The sequence below is a fragment of the Streptomyces sp. NPDC006512 genome (genome assembly GCF_040611935.1).
Classification (GTDB): Bacteria; Actinomycetota; Actinomycetes; order Streptomycetales; family Streptomycetaceae; genus Streptomyces.
Genome location: NZ_JBEXPG010000102.1, coordinates 1 through 18,505, shown reverse-complemented (window position 1 = coordinate 18,505; position 18,505 = coordinate 1). Strand labels below are relative to the sequence as shown.

Below are 18,505 nucleotides of genomic sequence, written 5' to 3'. Positions count from 1 at the left end.
CTGCACGAGTTCCCACTCAGCGTCCGACAGTTCATGGCGACGTATCACCCAACCATGATCCACAACGCAAGATCACTTTGACGACAGACCCTAGGCTGGCCGTGGTAGCGGCGGCTTCGTCGTATGCGGCGAGGGTGCGGTAGAGGGTGGAGCGGCCGCCCCGAGGATCCGTGCGCTGTGGTCTGTAGCCCGGAGCTACCGCAGTACGCACTGACGCAATCCATTCGCACGACCCCCGGGGCCTCGCCAGGACCAGGCGGGGCCCCGGCTCTCCCTTCTAGGATGCTGCCATGCGGATAACCCGTGCCCTCGCCGTTCTGATCGCTACCGCCGCCCTCGCCACAGCCTGCACCCAGGACGGCGGCAGCCGGACAAGGGAGTGGGAGCCCGACGACGCACTCCAGCGGGTCCAACGCGCCTTCGACGCCGACGACGCAGATACCACCCTCATCGCCGAGGCGTCCAAGTTCGTCGTCTCCGGGATTGATCAGACCCTTGATACCCCTGGCGACAAGCCCTACCGATTCGACATGGCGTGCGACACCCAGGGCGTACCGTCCATCACCCTGACCCTCATACGCGGCGAGACCACGCGGACGTTCGAAGTCCGTTGCGGGAACCGCCAAGTCGTACGGGTTAACGTGCCCGCAGGCTCGCCCGTCACAGCCAAGGTCCCCTCGATCGAAACCGAACCTCCGCCGAGCGGCGTCATCGTGTGGAACCTCAGCACCATCGAACCAACGGACGTGCAAGGCTGCCGGGACGATATCCAGGGCTGCGAGGCGTGACGGACAGCACGTTGCAGCTCGACGCGCTCAGGAGCCGAGCGACGCAGGCGACCTGACGAAGGTCCGCACTACCGCGCCGCCAACCCAGATGGGAGGGCCGGCCGGCGCGGCAGTTGAGGGCTGACGCTTCCGAAGACTCGTTTGTTTGTCCCCCGGCCCCTGCCCATGCCCCTGCCGCGTTCCAGCATCGTGCTGGGCAGGCCCCCATATCCACAACGAATACGACAGGGGCCGCGAGCGTCCAGTGGGAGTCCGCCGTTCACGGGGGCGCAGCGTCGCGGCGGCGGACCTCTTCTTCCTTATGGACGCTCAGTCAGCTCGTGGCGCCCATGTGGCGGCATGCGTGGCGGTGGTGCGTCCGCAGGACCAGGCCACGGCCAGGGCGCACACGGCGACCACGGCGACGCCCGCGCCGAGCAGGGCGGTGGACATCCAGCCCCCCCCTTGCCCAGGTTGATCATCAGGGATCCCAGCAGGGCTGCCACACCCGATCCGACCAGTCCGACGGTGCCCAGGGGCAGGGCGAGGTTGAACAGGGCGATCCTTCGGTAGAAACCCTGCCCCGTCTGGTAGACGGCCAACGGGCCGAGAGCCTGGGACTGCTCGATGAATACCCCCGCGGCGCCGAGTGCGCCCGTGGCGGCCAGCGCGGCGATGCCGAGGAGCGCGGACTCCAGCAGCCACCGGACCTGGGCCGCCTGGGCGGCCGATCCCAGATACCAGGACTGACCCGGCTGTGCGGTCATCGGCCCGATCAGATGCCGGTAGTTGGCCTGCTCGATCGCCTCCACCCCGGACGCCCCGCCACGGTTGAACACCAGGAACCCGAACAGCGTCTCGTCCCCTTCGGCGGGGGCGGCACACGCGCACACTGGGTTTCTTCACGGGTTGTGGTTCTGGCTCGCTTTACGTGAAGCGCGCACGGTGGGTGACCTTCGCTGGGAGACCAGTGGGAACGAAGGTGGGTCTCAGGTGCAGACGATGGGGCAGCCGCGTCGGATTGAGTGCTGGGCAGCGCGCAGGAACAGCGCGACGTAGAAGGCTGTGTCCAGGTCCTTAGTCCACGGTCCTGTTCGGTTAGTGGCCGGTTCCTTTGCTTGGTGCCTGAACCACGTGCTCAGGTCGAGGTTGTCGCATGTCGCCGGGGTTTCGGCTGGCAGATCGATGGCTGCCGCCAGCTTCTCGGCGAGCGGTAGTACCTGAGGAGCGCCGGCCACCATGGACTCGTGGTCGTCGGATTCGATGGGCAACCAGACCTCCTCATCGAGCGAGAAGGGCACGAGCACGGTCCAGCCGCAGAGGATCTCCGATTCCTCTCGTGACAGGTGCCTCTGACACAAGGCGAGGAACCCGGTCAGGTCGGGGGTCAGCTTTTCCTCGAAAGCTTGCCCTGAGCCAGGTGCGAAGGCCGTCTCTGCGGGGACGTCCTCGTAGGGCGGCAGGCCCCGCCGCCTGAGTTCAGCATCGAGTGCCGAAGCAACTTCACCCCATCCGTCCTCCTCGTCCCCGAACCATTCCTCAGCACTGACGCTCACCAGGTAGACACCCATGTGGGAAAGCTATCGAGCGCATCTGACATCGATCAGTGAGCCAATATGATTCGCTTACGGAACAGCGCGAAGCCGGCGCCTCTGAACATCTGGCGCTTGAGCATCTTGATCCGGTTGACATGGCCCTCGACGACGCCGGAGCTCCAGGGCAGGGTGAGTCCGGCGATGACCGCGTCGCGGTCTCGGTCGATGCCGGCCGCGAGAGTGTGGAGGCTGGGCAGGTCGTCCTGGCGGACGGCGTCGAGCCACTGCGGGAGTCGTTCGCCCTGGCGCTCGGTGAGCATCTGGGCGAAAGACCGGACGTGACCGGTCAGGGCATCGAGTTCGGGGCAGTTGGCCAGGATGGTCTTGAGCCGGAGCTGTTCGGTCTCGGTCAGCGTCTCGGGTCGGCTGAGGATCCATCTCGTCACCATGCGGGGTGCCGGCGGCTGCGCAGTGACCGGCCGTGGCGAGGCGCGCTTCTCTCGCAGGTAGGCGCCGACCCGGTCGTGGCTGCCGCGATAGCCCAGGGGAACGATCTCTTCCCAGAGCTTCCAGGCGTTGGTGCAGCCCTCGTCCCAGCGTTCGTCCAGGTAGGGCTTGTACTCGTCGAGGACGGAAGTCCGGTTGTGCTGCCACTGGCCACGAAAGAGGTCTTCCGGCTTCGCAGCGTCGGCGAGGCTCTCCACGGTGCGGTGGGTCATGTTCAGCTGGCGCCCGATGGAACGGCGGCTGTGGCCGGCTTCCAGTAGCGCGTGGACCGTGGCGTGCCGGGCTCGGACGCGGTTGGCGAATCGCTCGCTCCGCCAGGGCGAGTCCGCCTTCTCGACGGGCGGCGCCGGTTCGTCGGCCTTCCCCTCGCGATCGGGACCAGCACGCGAAGGCACTGGCGGTGGCGGGCGACCGCCCGCTCGGCAGCCTCCCCGAGGTTGTGCCACAAATGCCAGCGGTCGGCGACCTGCGTCGCCTGGGGTGCCCCGGCCGTGGCCCCCTCTGCGAAGAACGGCGCGCGGTCCCGGCAGACGACCTCGATCCCGGGTCGCTTCGCCAGTCATGCGGCCAAGCTGGACGCCTCCCGGTCAGGCAGCAGATCCACCGGTCGACGGGTCTCGACGTCTACGAGCACCGTGCCGTAGACCCGTCCCTTGCGTGTGGCGTACTCATCGACACCGACCACCCGCGGGGCCGGGACTTCGGGTTCGGGCAACGCATCGAGCAGCCGCAGCACCGCGCTGCGGCTGATGGGTACCCCGAAGGCCCGTGCCAACCGGGCGCCGACCCGGCCGGCGAGGGCGAGACCCACCGCGGCGAGAGTCGACCGCAACCGCTCCGTCCACCTGCAGTGCCGCCGGGTCAGTCCCGGCAACTGCTCAGCGAACGTCCGCCGGGCACACGAAGACTCCGGACAGACGAACCGCCGAACTCGCAGTTGCAGGACCACCAGACGTCCCCCACTCGGCACGTCCGCAGGAAACCGCAGGTAAGAGCTGTGCACCCGGGTCGACTCGCTCCCACAGTCCGGACATGCCGCCCTGCTCGCGGTACTGCAGACGTCGATGTGTATCGCCTCATGACTCACTTCCAGCGACAGCGCTGACACGTCCGCGATGGACGGTAACGGCAGGCCCTCCAGAGGAGGCGACGTTTCTTCCACGACGCCGCACTGTCGACCCCACCAAGAACGGCCCTGGTCATTTTCAGGCAACTTCCCGAAACCTGATCGGAGCGGCAGCCGTCACTCAGCGTGCGGGCTTCACGGAAAGCGAGCCAGAACCCCTAGAAGTGAACAAAGCCACCTGCGCATGTACGCCGAATCCGACTGGCTCGTAGAAGACCACGTAGAAGAACTCCTCACACGCATCCAGCAGTGACTGCACACCCTGAAACCCACTGCGCACTGACTTCACACAGAGGGGATCGCCGTCTCCGGGCGGGGGACCGGGCTGCCGTCTGGCTGGAGCGGGACCGGTGGTACATCGACGAGCTCCCCTCGGCAGCCAGGCCGAGGTTGTCTGCCGTGAACCGTTCCACGGGCAGGGTGTGAGTACCTGTCAGGGGCCGGGCATCCACCCGGTGCCGTTGTCGGCGAGGTGGCGGGCCTGGTGTGCGCGTTCTTCGATGAGCCGGCGGAAACCGGCGAGCGCGTACCGTTCCCCGGTGGCCGAGCCGGGTCCGCGGATCCCGGCGACATCGGCCATGAGCTGCTGGGGCTGGGGCCGCCAGCCCACGACCAGGACCCGCAGTCCCCAGCCCTCCGCCCGCCGGTGCAGGTCCAGCAGGTGCAGCAGCCCGTCACGGTCCATCAGGACCACCCCGTGCAGATCAACCATGAGAACCCGCTCATAGGCGGTGGCCTCCTCCAGTACCCGCCCCAGCGTCATGCCCGCCTCGGCGTCGAGGTTCCCGTCGGCGCTGACCCACAGGGTGCTGTCGCGGTGCTGCACGTCCACACTGATCAAAGGGTTTCCTCCCGTTACCCGGAAAGCCGGTGTCCCCGGGGCCCTCATCTTGGCGCGGACCTGCCGCGCCCGGCACGTGACTCGCTGGCGGCCTCACGCCCGGGGACGGGTGGCTGGTCCGGCCGCTGGCGGCGGACCGCGGGCCGGGGTGGAGCGGCCCCGCGCCAGCGTGACCAACGTGTCCTGCCCTGGGATGGTCACGATGGTGAGGGGCCGGGCGTAGTCGCTGTTGCCTCCCGTCACCGGGACTGTGGCCTCTGGAGCTGTCACCTTGGCGTCAGGACCTACAAGGCGGGTACGTGACTTCGCCGGCACCCGGCGCTTCGTGCTGACACCGGTGAGAGGTCCGGGAGCGCGTTGGTCCGAGCCTCGCGGTGGGCGTGCACTGTGGGGCCCGGTAGGAGGCGGGTGCGCTGTGCCCTCCGTCGGAGTGGATCCTCTCACCTTGCCCAGCGCGTCAGCCGGTGCTGCCGGTGCGGAGCAGTTGGATTGATGCTGTGGGGAGCGGTGCCCGGACACCGCTCCCGGCCCCGTGGCGCTGCCGGCCGCGGCTGGCCGGCAGCCGTCACACGCGCCGTTCGCCGCCGCGCCCGGCAGCATCCGTTCCCGCGTCGCCGTACGGCAGATGAGCCCCTGTTCTGAAGCAAGCGGGGCGGCCTGCCCCGGAGCTCATGGGTATCCCAGCCCGACTGCCGGCGAGTACTGCGGCAAGGTCGCCTCGGTGCGCGGTCTGGGCGCATGGGATGGGGTGGTGCTGCGGCCCCGTCCTGCGTGGTGGGGGAGCCGCAGCACGAATCGAACGTCTGGGTCAGCTGCGGTCCTGGTAGTACTGGCCGAGCTGGTCTCGGTAGGCAGCGTCGCCGCGGTGCTTGTCCTTGTCGTATTCGGGGGAGTCCTTGATCTGGTCCTTGGTGAGGCTGACGAGGATCTTCTCGTCCTTGGTGTCGACGCGGACGATGGTTCCGGCGGGGATCAGGACGTGCTTGCCGAAGATCCAGGGGCCGGTGTCGACGACGATGTAGGAGGAGCCGACGTCCTCGGTGTGTTCGTCGACCTTCCCGATGTGGCCGTCAGTTGCTTCGACCTTGAAGCCGGCCAGGCGGGTGCCGGGCGTGTAGTGGGACTGCGGGTTGTGGCTCCACATGTCAGTCACAGCTGCTTCTCCTTCTCGTGGTAGGGCGCACGTGTGGAGGAGGCCGTCGTGGCCGTCGGCTTCCTCCTCGTCGAACCAGTTGCCGTCGTGGGCGAGGTAGCGGAACCCGTGCTGTTCACCGGCCAGAAGAGTGACGGCGACCGCGCGGCTCCCGTCTGACCGTTCGGCCAGCGGATGGAGGCCGGGCTCCCAGCCGTTGAAGCCGCCGACCACACCGACCGCACCGGCCGGATGACCGGCGGGCAGGACGAACGTGACTTCGGTCCGCTTCTTACGCCGCGTCCGTTCCGCACCGGCACTCAACTCCTCACCAACGGCGGCAATGACTTCCCCATCCCTGCCCAGCTCGCCGGGAGGTGTGGGGGAACTGCTCCAGACGCGCGATGGCTGCCACCCGCACGGACCCGACGCATGGGCCGACTGGGACCTGCCAGCCCGGGCGGAAGCCTCAGCGGGGCCGGCACCACGACGGCCCTCGGTTGTGAGGTTGACGCTCGTCGTGTCCTTGAGGTTTCCCCTGTGTCTGGATCGTCACTGCCCGGTGGTGCCCGGATGGTGCTTGTGCCCTGGCCTGTGACGGGCAATCCGGTTGCGGCCGCCCCTCGCGCCCGTCCGTGTTGTTGTTCGAGGCCGATTACCTGATCGCCGAACGCGCGGAAATCTATGCTGGCCGGAGTAGACATTAGGCGTTGGCATGGTTATGGTTTCTCTCGTAACCAAGAAGGACCGCAGGGCCCGGCAGAGACGAACTGCCGGGCAGCAGTACCAGCAGTACCCGCAGTTGCAGTGCGCATGACGGTGCGGTGGCGGAGTTCCGAAGTCAGGGTTGTTGCAGGACGGCGACGGGACTGGTGACCGGACCGGGTGGCCCGCAGTGATCAGGGGCCGCCGTGAGCAGTACCGCAGTTAACGCAGTGGCAGTACCCGTAGTAAGTGCAGTGGGCAGTACCCAGCAGTGAAGTCAGTGAGTGGTACCTCGGTGAAGGCGTCGGCTGCGGGCGCGCGCACCGGGAGGTTCGGCAGTGGGGTTCTAAGCCAGAGCAGACGCAGGACGGGCGACGGGGCTGGCTGCCGAAGGTGGTGCTGTGAGAGGCCACCAGCAGTACGCAGTGTCAGCAGTAAAGGGCAGTACCCGCGTTAACAGCAGTTCGCAGTATCAGCAGTACGCAGTTCCCGTTTGGTAAGTGATTGATCCAGAGGGAAGGAACGGAGGAGCCGAGCGCCATCAGGATCGCCCGGGCGAGCAGTACCAAGCCCGGGTACCGCAGGACATCGATAGTGAGGTGGTCTCCGGTCACGCATCCGCGATCCCCGCACCCCCGGCAGCGTTCAGGCCGGCCGTGCGGAAACAGAAGGCCGGCGCAGCACCAGGGCCGGCAGATGGTGTGAGTAGTTCCTTCGGGGCCCGGGAGCCACATGCTCCCGGGCCCCTCCACGCATTCCACAGGAAGGTGTGATGACAGCAGACGACACATCCGGCCGTCTCGAGGACGACGACTACCCCGCCTACACCATGGGCCGGGCCGCCGAAATACTCGGCACCACCCAGGGCTTCCTCCGCGCCATCGGCGAACACCGCCTCATCACCCCCCTCCGCTCCGCCGGCGGGCACCGCCGCTACTCCCGCTATCAGCTGCGCATCGCCGCCCGCGCCCGGGAACTCGTCGACCAGGGCACCCCGATCGAGGCCGCCTGCCGGATCGTGATCCTCGAGGACCAGCTGGAGGAAGCCCGCCGCATCAACACCGCATACCGCCGCGCCGCCGACTCGGCGAATTCAACGGCCGCGGCTTGAGCGCCTGCCGGGTTGCGGCAGATATGCGCGCACCTGGTCCAAGGCGCGACGTGTGCAGAGCGCGCCCGCCCCCTGTGGGAACCGGCGGCCGGACACGCCTGAACGACACGGCCATTCGCAGACCTCGCCCGTTCGGGGGAAACGCCGGCTTGTGGCTTCGGTCGGTGCGGCTGCGCCGGTTAGCATCCTGCCCGGCTAGTGCGTACTGCCGATCACCGCCCGCCTCCGGAGCCACGCCGCCGGACGCGGGGGTCAAGGTCCTGCGGGTCCCGCTCCTTCCCGTTCTGCGTTCCGTCGTGTCCACGGCAGTCGTACGAGCCGGGACCGGGGGCGTGGCCCGGCCCGGCAGAGGAGTACGCCATGCCGAAGAACCAGTCCACCGCCGCACAGGCCGCCCGCCGGGCGAGCCGGAGCGGAGCGAAGTACACCGAGGCCCTGCGCGTGGCGACCGGCGCTACACCGCACGCACCGCACGTCCTGCGGTTCCTGGCGGAGCGCTCAGGGAACCTCTACCACCTGGTCGGCGGGATCGCGGCGGCCTGGGCACACAGCGGACAGCGGGTCCTGCTCCTCGAGGAAGCCGAGGACTACTGGAGCTGGACCATGAGCGGCGCGCGCCGCGGCCGGGGCCGCCGCAAGAAGGAGATCGAGCCGGCCACCCCGCCGGAGCCGACGACCAGCACGCTGTGGGCCTCGCCGGACGGCCCCGGCCTCCTGACACACCATGCCTGCATGTGGCAGGTCCGCCGCGCCTCGCAGGAAAGCGACCGCGGCTTGCCCCGCACCGACCGCAGCCCGCTCGTGGCGGCGGTGGCCGACGCTCTCGTCACCTACGATGTGATCGTCCTTGTGCCGAAGCACTGGTCCTACCCCGACCGTGAGAACGCAACGGCGCACGTCGTCATCGGGGAGATCGACATCTTCCCGGACACCGACTGCAGGACCGCACTCCCCGGCCCCGGGGGCGAAGAGAAGGGCGTCCCGCTGAGCCCCGAGCAGAGCGCGGCAGTGCTGCGCGAGCGCTGTCTGGGCTTCCTCTTCGGATTCCCGCACCTCCCCATCGCCTTGGACGGGGTGATCTGGCAGTCGAACTGGGAGTTGCCCGTCGACGCGGACTACCTGGCGGGAGTCGACCGGGACATGGACCGTGCCGGACTGCGCCCCCTGGGCTGGTCGCTCACCGGGCAGCGCCGGTCTGACCCGCACAAGCAGCTGCCCGAGGCCGACCAGCTGAAGGACCCCGATTTCGTCCAGCGGTACCAGCCCATCGCGGGACGCCTGCGCACGGCGCTGGATGCCCGTCCCGTCAGCCGGAGCTGACCCGGGAGGGCTGACCGACGCCGCAGCACGTGGGTCAGCCCTCCGAGGCCCCCGGTGGTCCGCGCCCTCTACGAACGGCTGGTGTGCCGGTCCGCGTAATTGTCACTGGCTGCACTACCCGACCTGGACAGACCTGCGGGCGGGTCGCGAGGGTTGTCACCGTCTGCTCGCCGTACATGTCACCAGCGCATGGTTGTGACGCTTGTTGTCACCGCTGGGGCCCGAGGAGGCGGGTTCCGACCTGTTGGTCTACGTACGCCCTCGCGTACCGGTCGGCCGGTGCGTGTGGCCCGGGACTTCGCAGTCCGGGGCCACACGGATCTCCTCACCCGGAGCTGAGCCAGGCGTGAAGCAGGTTCAGCCGCGGCCGTCCCGGCGGGCAGGGATCACGGAAGCGTCAGCACGTGGCCGACGCTCACCTCGTCGGGGTTGTCGATGCCGCTGGCGTTGGCGATTTCCTGGTAGCGGTTGCCGTCACCGTAGAAGCGTTCGGCGACGGCCCAGAGGGTGTCGCCGGCCTCGAACGTGTAGGTGCTCGGCTTGGCATCGGCCTGAGGAGCGTCCTCGTTGTAGTCACCCATGAATGTTCCTTTCGGGGAAAGGGATCCACTTCGACGCGCATCGTCACCTCGCACATCGACAGCCGTCCCATAGGCAGCGCGTCACGCTCCGGGCCCGGAGCGGACCACCAGTCAACGACCCCCGCCCCGGCAACGGCACGCCTGTCCTGTCGCACTGCGGCTGTCAGTTGGTGGGCCGCTGAGGAGCCGGAATGCCAGGTCGTCTGCGACCGAGGGGGCTCGGGGTTCTCAAGCGACCTGGCTTTTATGGAAGTCTCGTTCGCGCTAGAGGCGGGCCACGACCATGGAGACATCGGTGTGGCCCGCCATGCCGCCTGCTGGTCTCGCCCGTTTCAGCCTTGGTTTCCGGGCTGGAGCCTCAGCTGTTGGCCAGGGTGCGGTCCAGGAGGGGGAGCAGGCGATCCCAGTGGTGCTTCAGCCCGGAGGCGCTAAAAGCGTCGGTGTCGGACATGGTGAAGCCGTGGATGGTGCCGGGGTAGATCTCGGAGGTGTAGCCGACACCTGCCGTATCCAGGGCGTGGTTGAGTTCGCCGAGGGCCTCAGGTGTCATGTCGCCTTCGGCGTGGCCGAGGTGGACCTGGGCGGTGAGCTTGGAGAAGAGGCTGGCCCCATCGACACTCACGGGGCCGTGGAACGCGGCGACGGCCGCCACATGGTCGGGGTGGGCCGCGGCGGTGCGCATCGCGTAGAGGCCGCCTATGCAGTAGCCGGTCACCGCGACCGGTCCGGCACCGACTTCGGGCTGGGTGGTGAGGAACCTGAGGTAGGCGTCGGCGTCGCTCAGGACACGTTCGGCGGTGTGCGCCTCGATCAGGGGCATCAGCTGGGCGAAGACCGCGGGCCGGACCTCTTCTCCGATGTACTCGGGAAGCTCAACCAACGGTGCCGGGCCGTGCCGGTAGAAGGAGTTGGGGACGAGCACGTAGTAGCCGTGCCCGGCCAGTTCGCGGGCCATCTCCCGCAACACGGGCCGGATGCCGAAGCCGTCCGCGTACATCAGCACCCCTGGGTGCCGCTCGCTGTGGTCGGGGAAGGCGGCGAAGGCGTCGGCCTGGCCGTCCGTGGTGGGAATCCGCAGCGTCTTGGTGCGCATGAATGCTCCTGTCGTGGTTGATGTGCAGAGCCTGTGATCAACACGACGGAGGCGGCGCCCGCGCAGCAGCGCAAGAGCCTCGATCAAACAGCGGGCCCGAACCGGCCCGTACGGCGCTCAGAAGAGCCCCGGGTCACCGATCCGTGTGTGGCGCAAGGCCGTCCCGGTATTCATATCCGCACAGTAGCCCACCGGATATGAGCCGACGCCAGCACTTCAGCCCGATCGGATGTCTCGATTGGATGAGAACCGACACGCGCCGCATGCGACACAGTGAGAATCCGACAGCTTCAGTGCGACAGGACAACGCCACCACCCACGGAGGGCCGGCTGCAACGATCTTGGTGACAGATTGCGCGGCGAAGTGACAGATATCGCGTTCCGTCACAGCCGGACCGACTGGAGGCCGCGCCCGCCCCGGAGAGGGTTGCACCGCAAGGGGGTTGCAGAGGTGTCTGGAGGGGTGCACTAGGCGGGGGACCGCAGGTGTGACCGGAGGTGGGACCCCCCGAATCCGGTGATCTCTCATTCGGGCAGGTCAGAGGCCGTGGGCAAGCCCCTTTCGTAAAACGACACCTCTTACCCACGCGATAGCCGTGGGGAAGAGGTCAGCTTCGACCATGGGGCCGGCGGCGGCGCGATGGGTACAAGTACCGGTATGACGCGGGAGCGGATCCGGTGGCCGCTCGTCGTGGACCGAGCCCGGGAGATCGTGGAGAGCTACGAGGGCGGCGTCACGCTGCGCCAGGTCATGGACCGCCTCGCCTCCGAAGGCGTACTGCCGCACACGCCGTCGATGTACCGGCACCTGTCCTCCCACCTCGCGCAGGCCCGCCGCGAGGGCCGCTTCCCCGACCTGATCGACACCCTGCGCGAAGTCCACGTCCCGCCGGCCTGGACGGACGCGGGCACGTTCCTGCGCGAGAGCCCCGACTGGTTCGGCCTCGACCTCACGACCGGCCAGTCGCACGCGCTCTATGTCGCAGCGGGAAAGGACACCCTCCGGCAGCTCCTCACGGGCTGGCTGGCCCCGTACGGCATCCCGGTCCTGGTGGTCCGCGGCTTCGGCTCCCAGTCCTACGTCGACGTCGTCCGTGACCGCGTCGCCGCCGACCCGAGGGAAGCGGCGCTCCTAGTGGTCGGCGATTTCGACTGTAGTGGTGAGGATGTCGAACGTGACTGGACAGCGCGCACGGCCTGTTGGAGCCACACCGAGCGGGTGCTGCTCACCTACAACCAGGTCGTCCACGACTACGAGCTGCCCGCGACCGAGGGCAAGCGCGGCGACCCGAGATGGCCGGCCTTCGCTCGGCGCTACGGCTTCGACATCGAGCACCCCGTCCAGTGGGAAGTCGAAGCGCTGGAGCAGGACGAACTCCGGCGCCTGGTCCTCGCCGCCGTCGACCCGTACATCGACCGCCAGGTCCTCGCGCAGCAGATCGCCCGGCAGGAAGAGCAGCGCCGCGCCCTGGCTTCCTTCGTACGAGGCTGGGGCGCGGCGGGCGGGATGCCGTCCTAGCCCTGTGGCGGGGCCCGGGCGGTGGGTGATCACTGCACGCCCGAGTCTGTCAGCGCCGGTCCCCGGGGCGCGGAGCTTCCATCGAGCCCGGCGCCGCCAACTGCAACACCCGGCCCCGCCTCCGCAACACCACCTTGCGTTTCACCCCTGACCTGGGGCGATGCCGCACGGACGGCTCTCATGATCCGGTGTTGCCCCTCGCGTTGCAGGGCTGGTGCCAACCCCGGCCGGTCCGCTGGCAGCATGAGACCCCGGGGTCTTGGTGCACTTCACTTGACCGTCAGGCCCAACGACAGGCCGCGGCCTGTGTCACGCCCACTCCATGCCCAGCCTCCGCAGCGCATCCAGCTGCTCCTGGGTGAGCTTGTCGCGCCTCGACTTGGTGTTCGAGACCCACACACCCAGCTTCACGATCACGGGCTCCGCCTCGCCGTCGACCGCGGTCGGCTCACCGTGCCCGCGGGGCACCGGCCGGCCCGCGCCTTCCCGCTCGACGTACTGCGTGAGGGCCGTCAGGCCCCGCTGAAATGCCTGCTGTGCCTTGCTTGGCCGCTTCGTTCCACGCCCGGCGGCCGGGGCCGGAGGCGGCGTCTGGGCGGGTTCCACGCCCAGTGCGGTCAGCCGTTCCTGCTGTTCGGGCAGGAGCCGCGCCCAGTTGGCCGGCTGCTTCTGCTGCTGGAGCCACCTGCCGATGTCGTCGCCGTCCATGAGGACGCCCGGGGCGATGTGGGGCAGGGCGCCGTCGGCGTCGACCAGGTCCGCCAGGACGCGGTAGTGCCGCTGCCAGTCCAGCGGCCACGGGCAGTTCCAGTCCTTGTCGATCGCTGTCAGCTGCTTCGCGCGCTTCGCCGCCCGCTCCGCGTCCTTCCCCAGGCCGCCCTTCCGGCGCAGGTTCGCCATGTGCTGCCCGATGGGCACCATTGCCTCGCCCTCGCCCCACACCGCGTCCTGGCGCGGCGCGAAGTGGCCGGTGGCCTTCCGGTAGGACCGCAGCGCGGCGAGCTTGCTCTCCCACGCCTCCTCGCCGGGCTCCCAGACCATCCCGGCCTCCGGGGCGTCCAGCAGGGTCTTGCGGCGCTCCTCCAGCTCCCCGGCCCGCAGGGCCTTGCGTTGCTGGTGCACCCACCGCCCGAGGGGGAAGTCCTTGGTGACGCCGACCTCGACCTCCACGTCGTACGGGACGGCGTGGACGCCTGTGATCTCGTTCTCCTTGCGCCAGCGCAGCAGGGCCTGGTAGCCCTCCAGCCACACCAGGGATTCGGGTCGGTAGACCCGGGTGCGCAGGAACGCGGCGATGGTCGCGGCGTCGCGCGGGCTGGAGAAGTGCAGCAGGGCGGCTTCGGCGGCGGCCTGCGTGTCGTCGTCCTCCTGGTCCTCGCCGTCACCTTCGCCGCCGGCCTCGACGATCTGGCCGTCCTCGTCGCGCCGGACGTGGAGCTTGCGCTTGCCGCTTGTGAGCGCACGGGAAGCGAGCTGCTCAACCAGTCGCTCATCATGCGAGCGGAGGCCCTGGAGGACCGCTACAAGGGGGCGGAAGCTGGCGGAGGCGACCATGTCGGTGGGGTCCTCGTTCGGCTCCAGGAACACCGGCACGATGATGCGGGCGACCTTGGTGGAGCCGTCCTTGTTGAGGCGGAGCGCCCGGCCGATGTTCTGCACGATCTCGACCTGGGAGCCGCGGGTGTCGGCGAAGCAGACGGCCTCCACGCCCCGCTCGCCGGTGATGTCGACGCCCTCACCGAGCACGCGAACGCTGGCGAGGAAGGCGCGGTGGACCCGGTGTCCGGACGCGTCGATTCCGTTGGCGAACTGGCGCAGCGCCTCCCGGCGTTCGGCCACGAGGTGGTCCCCGCACAGCCATGCCGACCAGACCCGGTCCGGTGGGACGTGGCGGCCGGCCTCCAGCTCGTAGAACTCCGCGTCGATCGAGGACTTCGGCAGCCTGTCGGCGGCGGCCAGGTCCTCATCGGAGGCGTCGTTGACGTACAGCGCGGCGGCAGTCTCCGGCAGCTTGTCCGCGAACGCGCGGGCCTCCTCCACCTTCTGGTGGAAGGTCATGACCGTACGCAGGTTGTACGCCGCGGCGTGCTCCAGGAGTGCGGTCTGCAGGAGTGCGAGGCGCCGGCCCCGCCGGGCTTCCTCGGACTCCCCGAGGGCGGGGGAGGGGTCGCGGATCTCCAGGACGTCGATCTCGAACCCGGCGAGGATCTCCCGCTCGATCGCCTCCGAGAGCCCCAGCTCTGCGAGCCACGCGCCGTACGTGCCGTCCGGGTCGTCTGCCATCGACGCGATCTCCGCCTCCTGGCGGCCGGGGCCCCGCTGCGGGCTGGCTGCGGCGAGGATGCGCGGGGTCGCGGTGAGGTAGAGCCGGAAGTCCGCCGGGATCCTCTGGTTGTCGTGGATCGCCGCCCACGGCCGCCCGAGATCACCGGCGGTTCCGTGGGCCTCATCCACGATGGCGAGGTCGAACGGGCTCATCTGCTGCCCGTAGAGCCGCTCCCCGCCCGTGAGCGCAGCCTCCAACGGCCCCCGCACCTTCTGCTGCCACACGGGCGCCTCGACGTCCTCGCGGTCCACCAGCGAGGCGTACGTGGCGAACACGACGACCGGCCCGGCCCCGGCCCACAGGGCGAGCTGGATCGGGTTCGTCGTCGTACGCACGCCGAGCTCCTCCAAGACCGCGTCGTTCTCCAGCGAGCACACCGCGACCATCGGAGCGCGGTGCCCGACCCGCCGCCACGCCTGCGCGGTCTGCACGAGGAGGTCCAGGGTCGGGACGGTGACGAGGATCCGCCCGCCCGGGAAGCACTCCAGCGCGGACGCGGCAGCCATGATCGTTTTTCCCGAGCCGGTCGCGGACACGATCGTGCCCCGAACCCCCCGATCGGGCACAGAAGATCTTGCAGAGAATCCAACCCATTTCCGGAACGCCGACTTCTGCACGATCTGGTGTTCCCTGAGCTGAATCACAGACATTCTCCTGGCCTTCACATCACTAATTCCGGCGGGTTTTCAGACGGCCGCAGGTCACCGCGATCCCGGGAACGTGTCCAGGCCCCGAAGTCCCCATGTATCCAGGCCGGCGTAGACGGTGGCGGTCCGGCACTGCGGCGCGCACATGACCTCGGCCTCGCCGCGGTAGATCGCGATGAGGGAGTCGGGGCCCCGCCACCAGGCGTCCGCGAGGCCGGCAACCTCCGCCACAGGCTCGAACCCGCCGAGGTCGAGACCCTCCACGGCATCACCCGTCAGCACCGTGGTGGAGCGTGCACACCGCCGGGCATGGTCGGCCAGGGCCAACGCCTCCACCCACCCCTCAACACTCCCATGCAGCGGAACCCAGCCCCCGGCATACAGACCGAACTCACCACCCGGCCCGATGACGAACGAGTACGGAAGAGCCGTCCGCTGCTCCCCGGCCTCGAAATACCAGCCCCCGGCACCCAACTCCTCAGGCACGCCCCCGCTCAGCCTCCGCGGGCCACCGTCGTAGTGCGGCGAAGGAGGAAGGACAAGCCCGCCCCAGGCCGCCTCGTAGGCAGCCACCCGATCGATCTGAGACTCGGGGACCCCGTACTTCACGCATCGAGCCCAGTGCTGCTCCATGTCCGAACGGCCGATCCAATGTCCGTGGCAGCGGACGAAGTATTCGGCCCTGCGTGTGACACCTTCTGGAATCCCCGTATCGATCGCCATAGCCCCACCCCTCACAGTCCTCAGGACATGACGCCTATTTTCTCCAACTCTACATGCTGCATCACATCACGATGTTCAGCACAGGCCATGCACGGGTACAGCTGAATGAGTCGACGGAAGGGGCGAGCCCGTGGGGCCGGCATTAATCACCCTCGGAGCTGCTATCGCAGGAGGCCTTGTCACATTGCTCTCTGTGCTGCTGACGCAGCGAAGCGCAGAACGGCTCCGCAGGAAAGAACATGAACGTTCGGACCGGCACCGGCTGGAAGACCGGGAACACGCTCGGGACAATCAGCTCCTCGAAGGGCGCCGCGCGTCCTACGCCAGGACGAACGCAGCAGCTCGTACCGCAAGGGATGCGCTGGTCTCATGCAGGATCGAGCTCCACGAAACCGGCAGGATCGAGCCGGGCACGTACGCCACCCTGGACAGCGCCTGGGCAGCCTACGTCTCGCAGCACGCAGAAGCGCACATGACGGTGTCCGATGAAGTACTCGACGCCCTGGGATCCGTGAACGGTTCCCTCCGGCAGATGTACGGCCTGGTGCAGAGACTGCGCAGGGGCACCCCGGACCGGGAAGACTCCATGCGTGAGCTGGAAACGCGAACAGGCGAACTATGGGATCGGCTGACTCGCCTGCGGGACGAGATGAGGAAAGACCTCGGCGTCACCTCCAGCACGCGCCACCCTGACCTCCCGTAGAACCCCAGCAGGCCCCCCGCACAATCGGAGCTGAACGCTCCCCCTAACCAGCCGCCCGCGAAGCGGACTCAGGTCCGAGGAGAGCAGCGGACCGGGCCGGCATACAGCGCAAGGGATGACCCTCGGTCATCCCTTGCGCTCCGCTTCGAGATCGAGCAGCCCCGAAGCGGAGACCCGCCTCAGCGCAACGGACCCAGCCCCCAACGAGATCCTGGTAGCCGACTTGGCCGCGAAGCGGGCTGGTCCTGGAGGCGGAGCCGGAAGGACCCCGGGTGGGGGAGCGGAGCGGACCCACCCAACGGGCCGAAGGCTCGGACCTAGTGAGATGGGATCACCCCAGCCCGCGGAGCGGGCCGTTCGGGTGGAGCGCAGCGGAACCCGAACCAGTCCGGAGCGAAGCGCAGGACTCCGGCCCGAAGGGCCGGCTCTGGCTCGGCGAAGCCGAGCCCCGCCGAGCGCAGCGAGGCGGTTCGTTGGCACAGTGCGCAGTACTGTGGGACCCGTCCCTGGGGAGCCCGGTCTTTGTTGTTGGTGTGGTCTGTGTGTGGGTTTTTTGGTCGGTGGGTTGTGGTTCAGAGTGTGATGCGTGTCCATGTGTCGCCGCTGCGGAGCCAGAGGTTTCCGTCGCGGCCTTGGGTGCAGGAGTAGCCCATCGGTTCGGGCAGGGTCAGTTTCTCCTGTGTGGTGATGACCCAGGTGTTGTTGATGAGTTCCGCGTGGTTCAGTTCGATGCCGGGCCGGTTGTGGAAGCTGTGAGTGAGGATCATCCGGTTGCCGCGGACGGTGAGGCTGTCGATGTCCCTGACCGGATTTTTCCAGCTGGTTTCCTCGCCGGTGGCGGGGTCTACTCGGGTGAGGAAGGCACCTTCGGGGCTGTACCAGGCATACCAGGCCAGTGTTCCTTCGGTGGCTGATGCTTTGCTGCCGAGAGGTAGTACGGGCAGGTTTTGTGGAGTCCAGGTGTGGTCGCCGTCGGTGTTCCAGCGGGCCAGGCCGGCGCGAGACGCAGGGTCGTCGCCGTAGATGCCTTGGTCGCCATGAGCAGTCCAGATGGCGCCGTCGCGGTCGCCGATGATGCTCTCGGTGCACTCGCCTAGGGATATGTGGTTCATCGGATAGCCGCCGGGTGAGTACACGACGAAGTTTTTCTCCTGGCTCTGGCCTCTGAGGAGGAACCGGGACCATGAGAGGAGGACTAGGCAGCCCGTCGACTTGTTGATGCCGTGCACGGTGGTGCGGCGTTCATGGCCGTCTTTGACCACGATCAAGAGGCCGTCACAGGTGGTGGTTACATGCCAGCCGATCCAGTTCTTGAAGTACGGGGAACGGCGCAGGTTCTGGTCCTGGACCAGGATTACTCCGAGTTCGCCGTCCGGTCCGACGTTCCACCACAGGGCCCGCCATCCGGCTTGGGCATCCTCGGCGGAGAGACTCCATACGATGGGCAGTTGGCCAGTAGTCATCTGCGAGTACCTCAGGGACTCCGGGCCCCGACGGCACCCGAAGAGAGCCACGTTACCCGGGCGAGTCAGTACCGGTTAATCCGGGGAGCTCCGGGTGATTGGAAACCGTACCGGCGGTGTGCGCCGCCGGCTCCCCCGGAGTGGGGCTGGCCTTGGAGGCGGAGCCGGAAAGGTCTGGGTGGGGAGCGGAGCGGACCCGCCCAACGGGCCGAAGGCCCGGACCCCGTGAAACGGGGTCACCCGGGGCCTGCGGAGCAGGCCGTTTGTGGTGGAGCGAAGCGGAACCACAAACCAGTCCGGAGCGAAGCGTAGGACTCCGGCCCGAAGGGCCGGCTCTGGCCCGGCGAAGCCGGGCCCCGCTGAGCGCAGCGAGGCGGTTCTCTCCTGAGCGCGCAGCGCTCAGGGA

17 protein-coding genes are annotated in these 18,505 nt (G+C 68.4%); 5 read left to right on the top strand and 12 right to left on the bottom strand.

What is annotated here, in order from left to right; genetic code table 11:
• The first annotated feature begins 290 nt into the window (after nt 1-290).
• On the top strand, nt 291-788 hold the full coding sequence (locus tag ABZZ17_RS38595; RefSeq protein WP_356883825.1) for a hypothetical protein: 498 nt from the start codon (nt 291-293) through the stop codon (nt 786-788).
• A gap of 299 nt (nt 789-1,087) precedes the next feature.
• Here the strand turns inward: ABZZ17_RS38595 and ABZZ17_RS38590 are convergent, their stop codons facing one another.
• The 7 genes from ABZZ17_RS38590 to ABZZ17_RS38560 all read right to left on the bottom strand — a co-directional run bounded on the left by ABZZ17_RS38590 (nt 1,088) and on the right by ABZZ17_RS38560 (nt 5,920).
• Nucleotides 1,088-1,660 (bottom strand): hypothetical protein, encoded by a 573-nt coding sequence (locus ABZZ17_RS38590; RefSeq protein WP_356883823.1) that lies wholly within the window; start codon nt 1,658-1,660, stop codon nt 1,088-1,090.
• Nucleotides 1,661-1,756: 96 nt separating this feature from the next.
• On the bottom strand, nt 1,757-2,338 hold the full coding sequence (locus ABZZ17_RS38585; protein WP_356883821.1) for a hypothetical protein: 582 nt from the start codon (nt 2,336-2,338) through the stop codon (nt 1,757-1,759).
• Nucleotides 2,339-2,370: 32 nt separating this feature from the next.
• Nucleotides 2,371-3,021, bottom strand: coding sequence for a transposase (locus ABZZ17_RS38580; RefSeq protein WP_356883819.1), 651 nt, complete (start codon nt 3,019-3,021; stop codon nt 2,371-2,373).
• A 2-nt stretch (nt 3,022-3,023) separates the two neighbouring features.
• Nucleotides 3,024-3,350: a hypothetical protein gene (locus ABZZ17_RS38575; RefSeq protein ID WP_356883831.1), complete on the bottom strand. Its 327-nt coding sequence runs from the start codon at nt 3,348-3,350 to the stop codon at nt 3,024-3,026.
• An 18-nt stretch (nt 3,351-3,368) separates the two neighbouring features.
• The gene (locus ABZZ17_RS38570; protein WP_356883833.1) at nt 3,369-3,620 is read right to left on the bottom strand and encodes a hypothetical protein; all 252 of its coding nucleotides are present in this window, start codon (nt 3,618-3,620) and stop codon (nt 3,369-3,371) included.
• A 748-nt stretch (nt 3,621-4,368) separates the two neighbouring features.
• A complete protein-coding gene (locus ABZZ17_RS38565) occupies nt 4,369-4,767 on the bottom strand; it encodes an STAS domain-containing protein (RefSeq protein WP_356883829.1) in 399 nt (132 codons plus the stop codon).
• An 817-nt stretch (nt 4,768-5,584) separates the two neighbouring features.
• Nucleotides 5,585-5,920 carry a PRC-barrel domain-containing protein gene (locus tag ABZZ17_RS38560; protein WP_356883827.1) on the bottom strand — a complete coding sequence of 112 codons (336 nt, stop codon included), beginning with the start codon at nt 5,918-5,920 and terminating at the stop codon, nt 5,585-5,587.
• 1,465 nt (nt 5,921-7,385) lie between these two features.
• Here ABZZ17_RS38560 and ABZZ17_RS38555 point away from each other — a divergent pair.
• Nucleotides 7,386-7,724, top strand: a complete 339-nt coding sequence (locus ABZZ17_RS38555) for a MerR family transcriptional regulator (protein WP_356883817.1) — start codon at nt 7,386-7,388, stop codon at nt 7,722-7,724.
• A gap of 360 nt (nt 7,725-8,084) precedes the next feature.
• Nucleotides 8,085-9,044, top strand: a complete 960-nt coding sequence (locus ABZZ17_RS38550) for a hypothetical protein (RefSeq protein ID WP_356883815.1) — start codon at nt 8,085-8,087, stop codon at nt 9,042-9,044.
• Nucleotides 9,045-9,430: 386 nt separating this feature from the next.
• Here the strand turns inward: ABZZ17_RS38550 and ABZZ17_RS38545 are convergent, their stop codons facing one another.
• Complete coding sequence (locus tag ABZZ17_RS38545; RefSeq protein WP_356883813.1) at nt 9,431-9,625, bottom strand: LysM peptidoglycan-binding domain-containing protein; 195 nt, start codon at nt 9,623-9,625, stop codon at nt 9,431-9,433.
• A gap of 358 nt (nt 9,626-9,983) precedes the next feature.
• The gene (locus tag ABZZ17_RS38540; protein WP_356883811.1) at nt 9,984-10,718 is read right to left on the bottom strand and encodes a dienelactone hydrolase family protein; all 735 of its coding nucleotides are present in this window, start codon (nt 10,716-10,718) and stop codon (nt 9,984-9,986) included.
• Between the two features lie 658 nt (nt 10,719-11,376).
• On the opposite strand from ABZZ17_RS38540, the gene ABZZ17_RS38535 reads away from it, so the two are divergent.
• Nucleotides 11,377-12,237 carry a hypothetical protein gene (locus tag ABZZ17_RS38535; protein ID WP_356883809.1) on the top strand — a complete coding sequence of 287 codons (861 nt, stop codon included), beginning with the start codon at nt 11,377-11,379 and terminating at the stop codon, nt 12,235-12,237.
• Between the two features lie 309 nt (nt 12,238-12,546).
• Here the strand turns inward: ABZZ17_RS38535 and ABZZ17_RS38530 are convergent, their stop codons facing one another.
• Complete coding sequence (locus ABZZ17_RS38530; protein ID WP_356883807.1) at nt 12,547-15,213, bottom strand: Helicase associated domain protein; 2,667 nt, start codon at nt 15,211-15,213, stop codon at nt 12,547-12,549.
• A gap of 51 nt (nt 15,214-15,264) precedes the next feature.
• Nucleotides 15,265-15,933 (bottom strand): hypothetical protein, encoded by a 669-nt coding sequence (locus ABZZ17_RS38525; protein ID WP_356883805.1) that lies wholly within the window; start codon nt 15,931-15,933, stop codon nt 15,265-15,267.
• A 193-nt stretch (nt 15,934-16,126) separates the two neighbouring features.
• Here ABZZ17_RS38525 and ABZZ17_RS38520 point away from each other — a divergent pair, with 193 nt between their 5' ends.
• Nucleotides 16,127-16,636 carry a hypothetical protein gene (locus ABZZ17_RS38520; RefSeq protein ID WP_356883803.1) on the top strand — a complete coding sequence of 170 codons (510 nt, stop codon included), beginning with the start codon at nt 16,127-16,129 and terminating at the stop codon, nt 16,634-16,636.
• Between the two features lie 572 nt (nt 16,637-17,208).
• Here ABZZ17_RS38520 and ABZZ17_RS38515 read toward each other — a convergent pair.
• The gene (locus ABZZ17_RS38515; RefSeq protein ID WP_356883801.1) at nt 17,209-18,099 is read right to left on the bottom strand and encodes a hypothetical protein; all 891 of its coding nucleotides are present in this window, start codon (nt 18,097-18,099) and stop codon (nt 17,209-17,211) included.
• Between the last annotated feature and the right edge of the window lie 406 nt (nt 18,100-18,505).

Excerpts from the sequence above, each read along its gene's own strand:
- ABZZ17_RS38555 (WP_356883817.1), top strand. The coding sequence starts at position 7,386 with ATGACAGCAGACGACACATCCGGCCGTCTCGAGGACGACGACTACCCC.
- ABZZ17_RS38530 (WP_356883807.1), bottom strand. The coding sequence starts at position 15,213 with ATGTCTGTGATTCAGCTCAGGGAACACCAGATCGTGCAGAAGTCGGCG.
- ABZZ17_RS38540 (WP_356883811.1), bottom strand. The coding sequence starts at position 10,718 with ATGCGCACCAAGACGCTGCGGATTCCCACCACGGACGGCCAGGCCGAC.
- ABZZ17_RS38580 (WP_356883819.1), bottom strand. The coding sequence starts at position 3,021 with ATGACCCACCGCACCGTGGAGAGCCTCGCCGACGCTGCGAAGCCGGAA.
- ABZZ17_RS38550 (WP_356883815.1), top strand. The coding sequence starts at position 8,085 with ATGCCGAAGAACCAGTCCACCGCCGCACAGGCCGCCCGCCGGGCGAGC.
- ABZZ17_RS38535 (WP_356883809.1), top strand. The coding sequence starts at position 11,377 with ATGACGCGGGAGCGGATCCGGTGGCCGCTCGTCGTGGACCGAGCCCGG.
- ABZZ17_RS38595 (WP_356883825.1), top strand. The coding sequence starts at position 291 with ATGCGGATAACCCGTGCCCTCGCCGTTCTGATCGCTACCGCCGCCCTC.
- ABZZ17_RS38545 (WP_356883813.1), bottom strand. The coding sequence starts at position 9,625 with ATGGGTGACTACAACGAGGACGCTCCTCAGGCCGATGCCAAGCCGAGC.
- ABZZ17_RS38585 (WP_356883821.1), bottom strand. The coding sequence starts at position 2,338 with ATGGGTGTCTACCTGGTGAGCGTCAGTGCTGAGGAATGGTTCGGGGAC.
- ABZZ17_RS38560 (WP_356883827.1), bottom strand. The coding sequence starts at position 5,920 with ATGTGGAGCCACAACCCGCAGTCCCACTACACGCCCGGCACCCGCCTG.
- ABZZ17_RS38515 (WP_356883801.1), bottom strand. The coding sequence starts at position 18,099 with ATGACTACTGGCCAACTGCCCATCGTATGGAGTCTCTCCGCCGAGGAT.
- ABZZ17_RS38525 (WP_356883805.1), bottom strand. The coding sequence starts at position 15,933 with ATGGCGATCGATACGGGGATTCCAGAAGGTGTCACACGCAGGGCCGAA.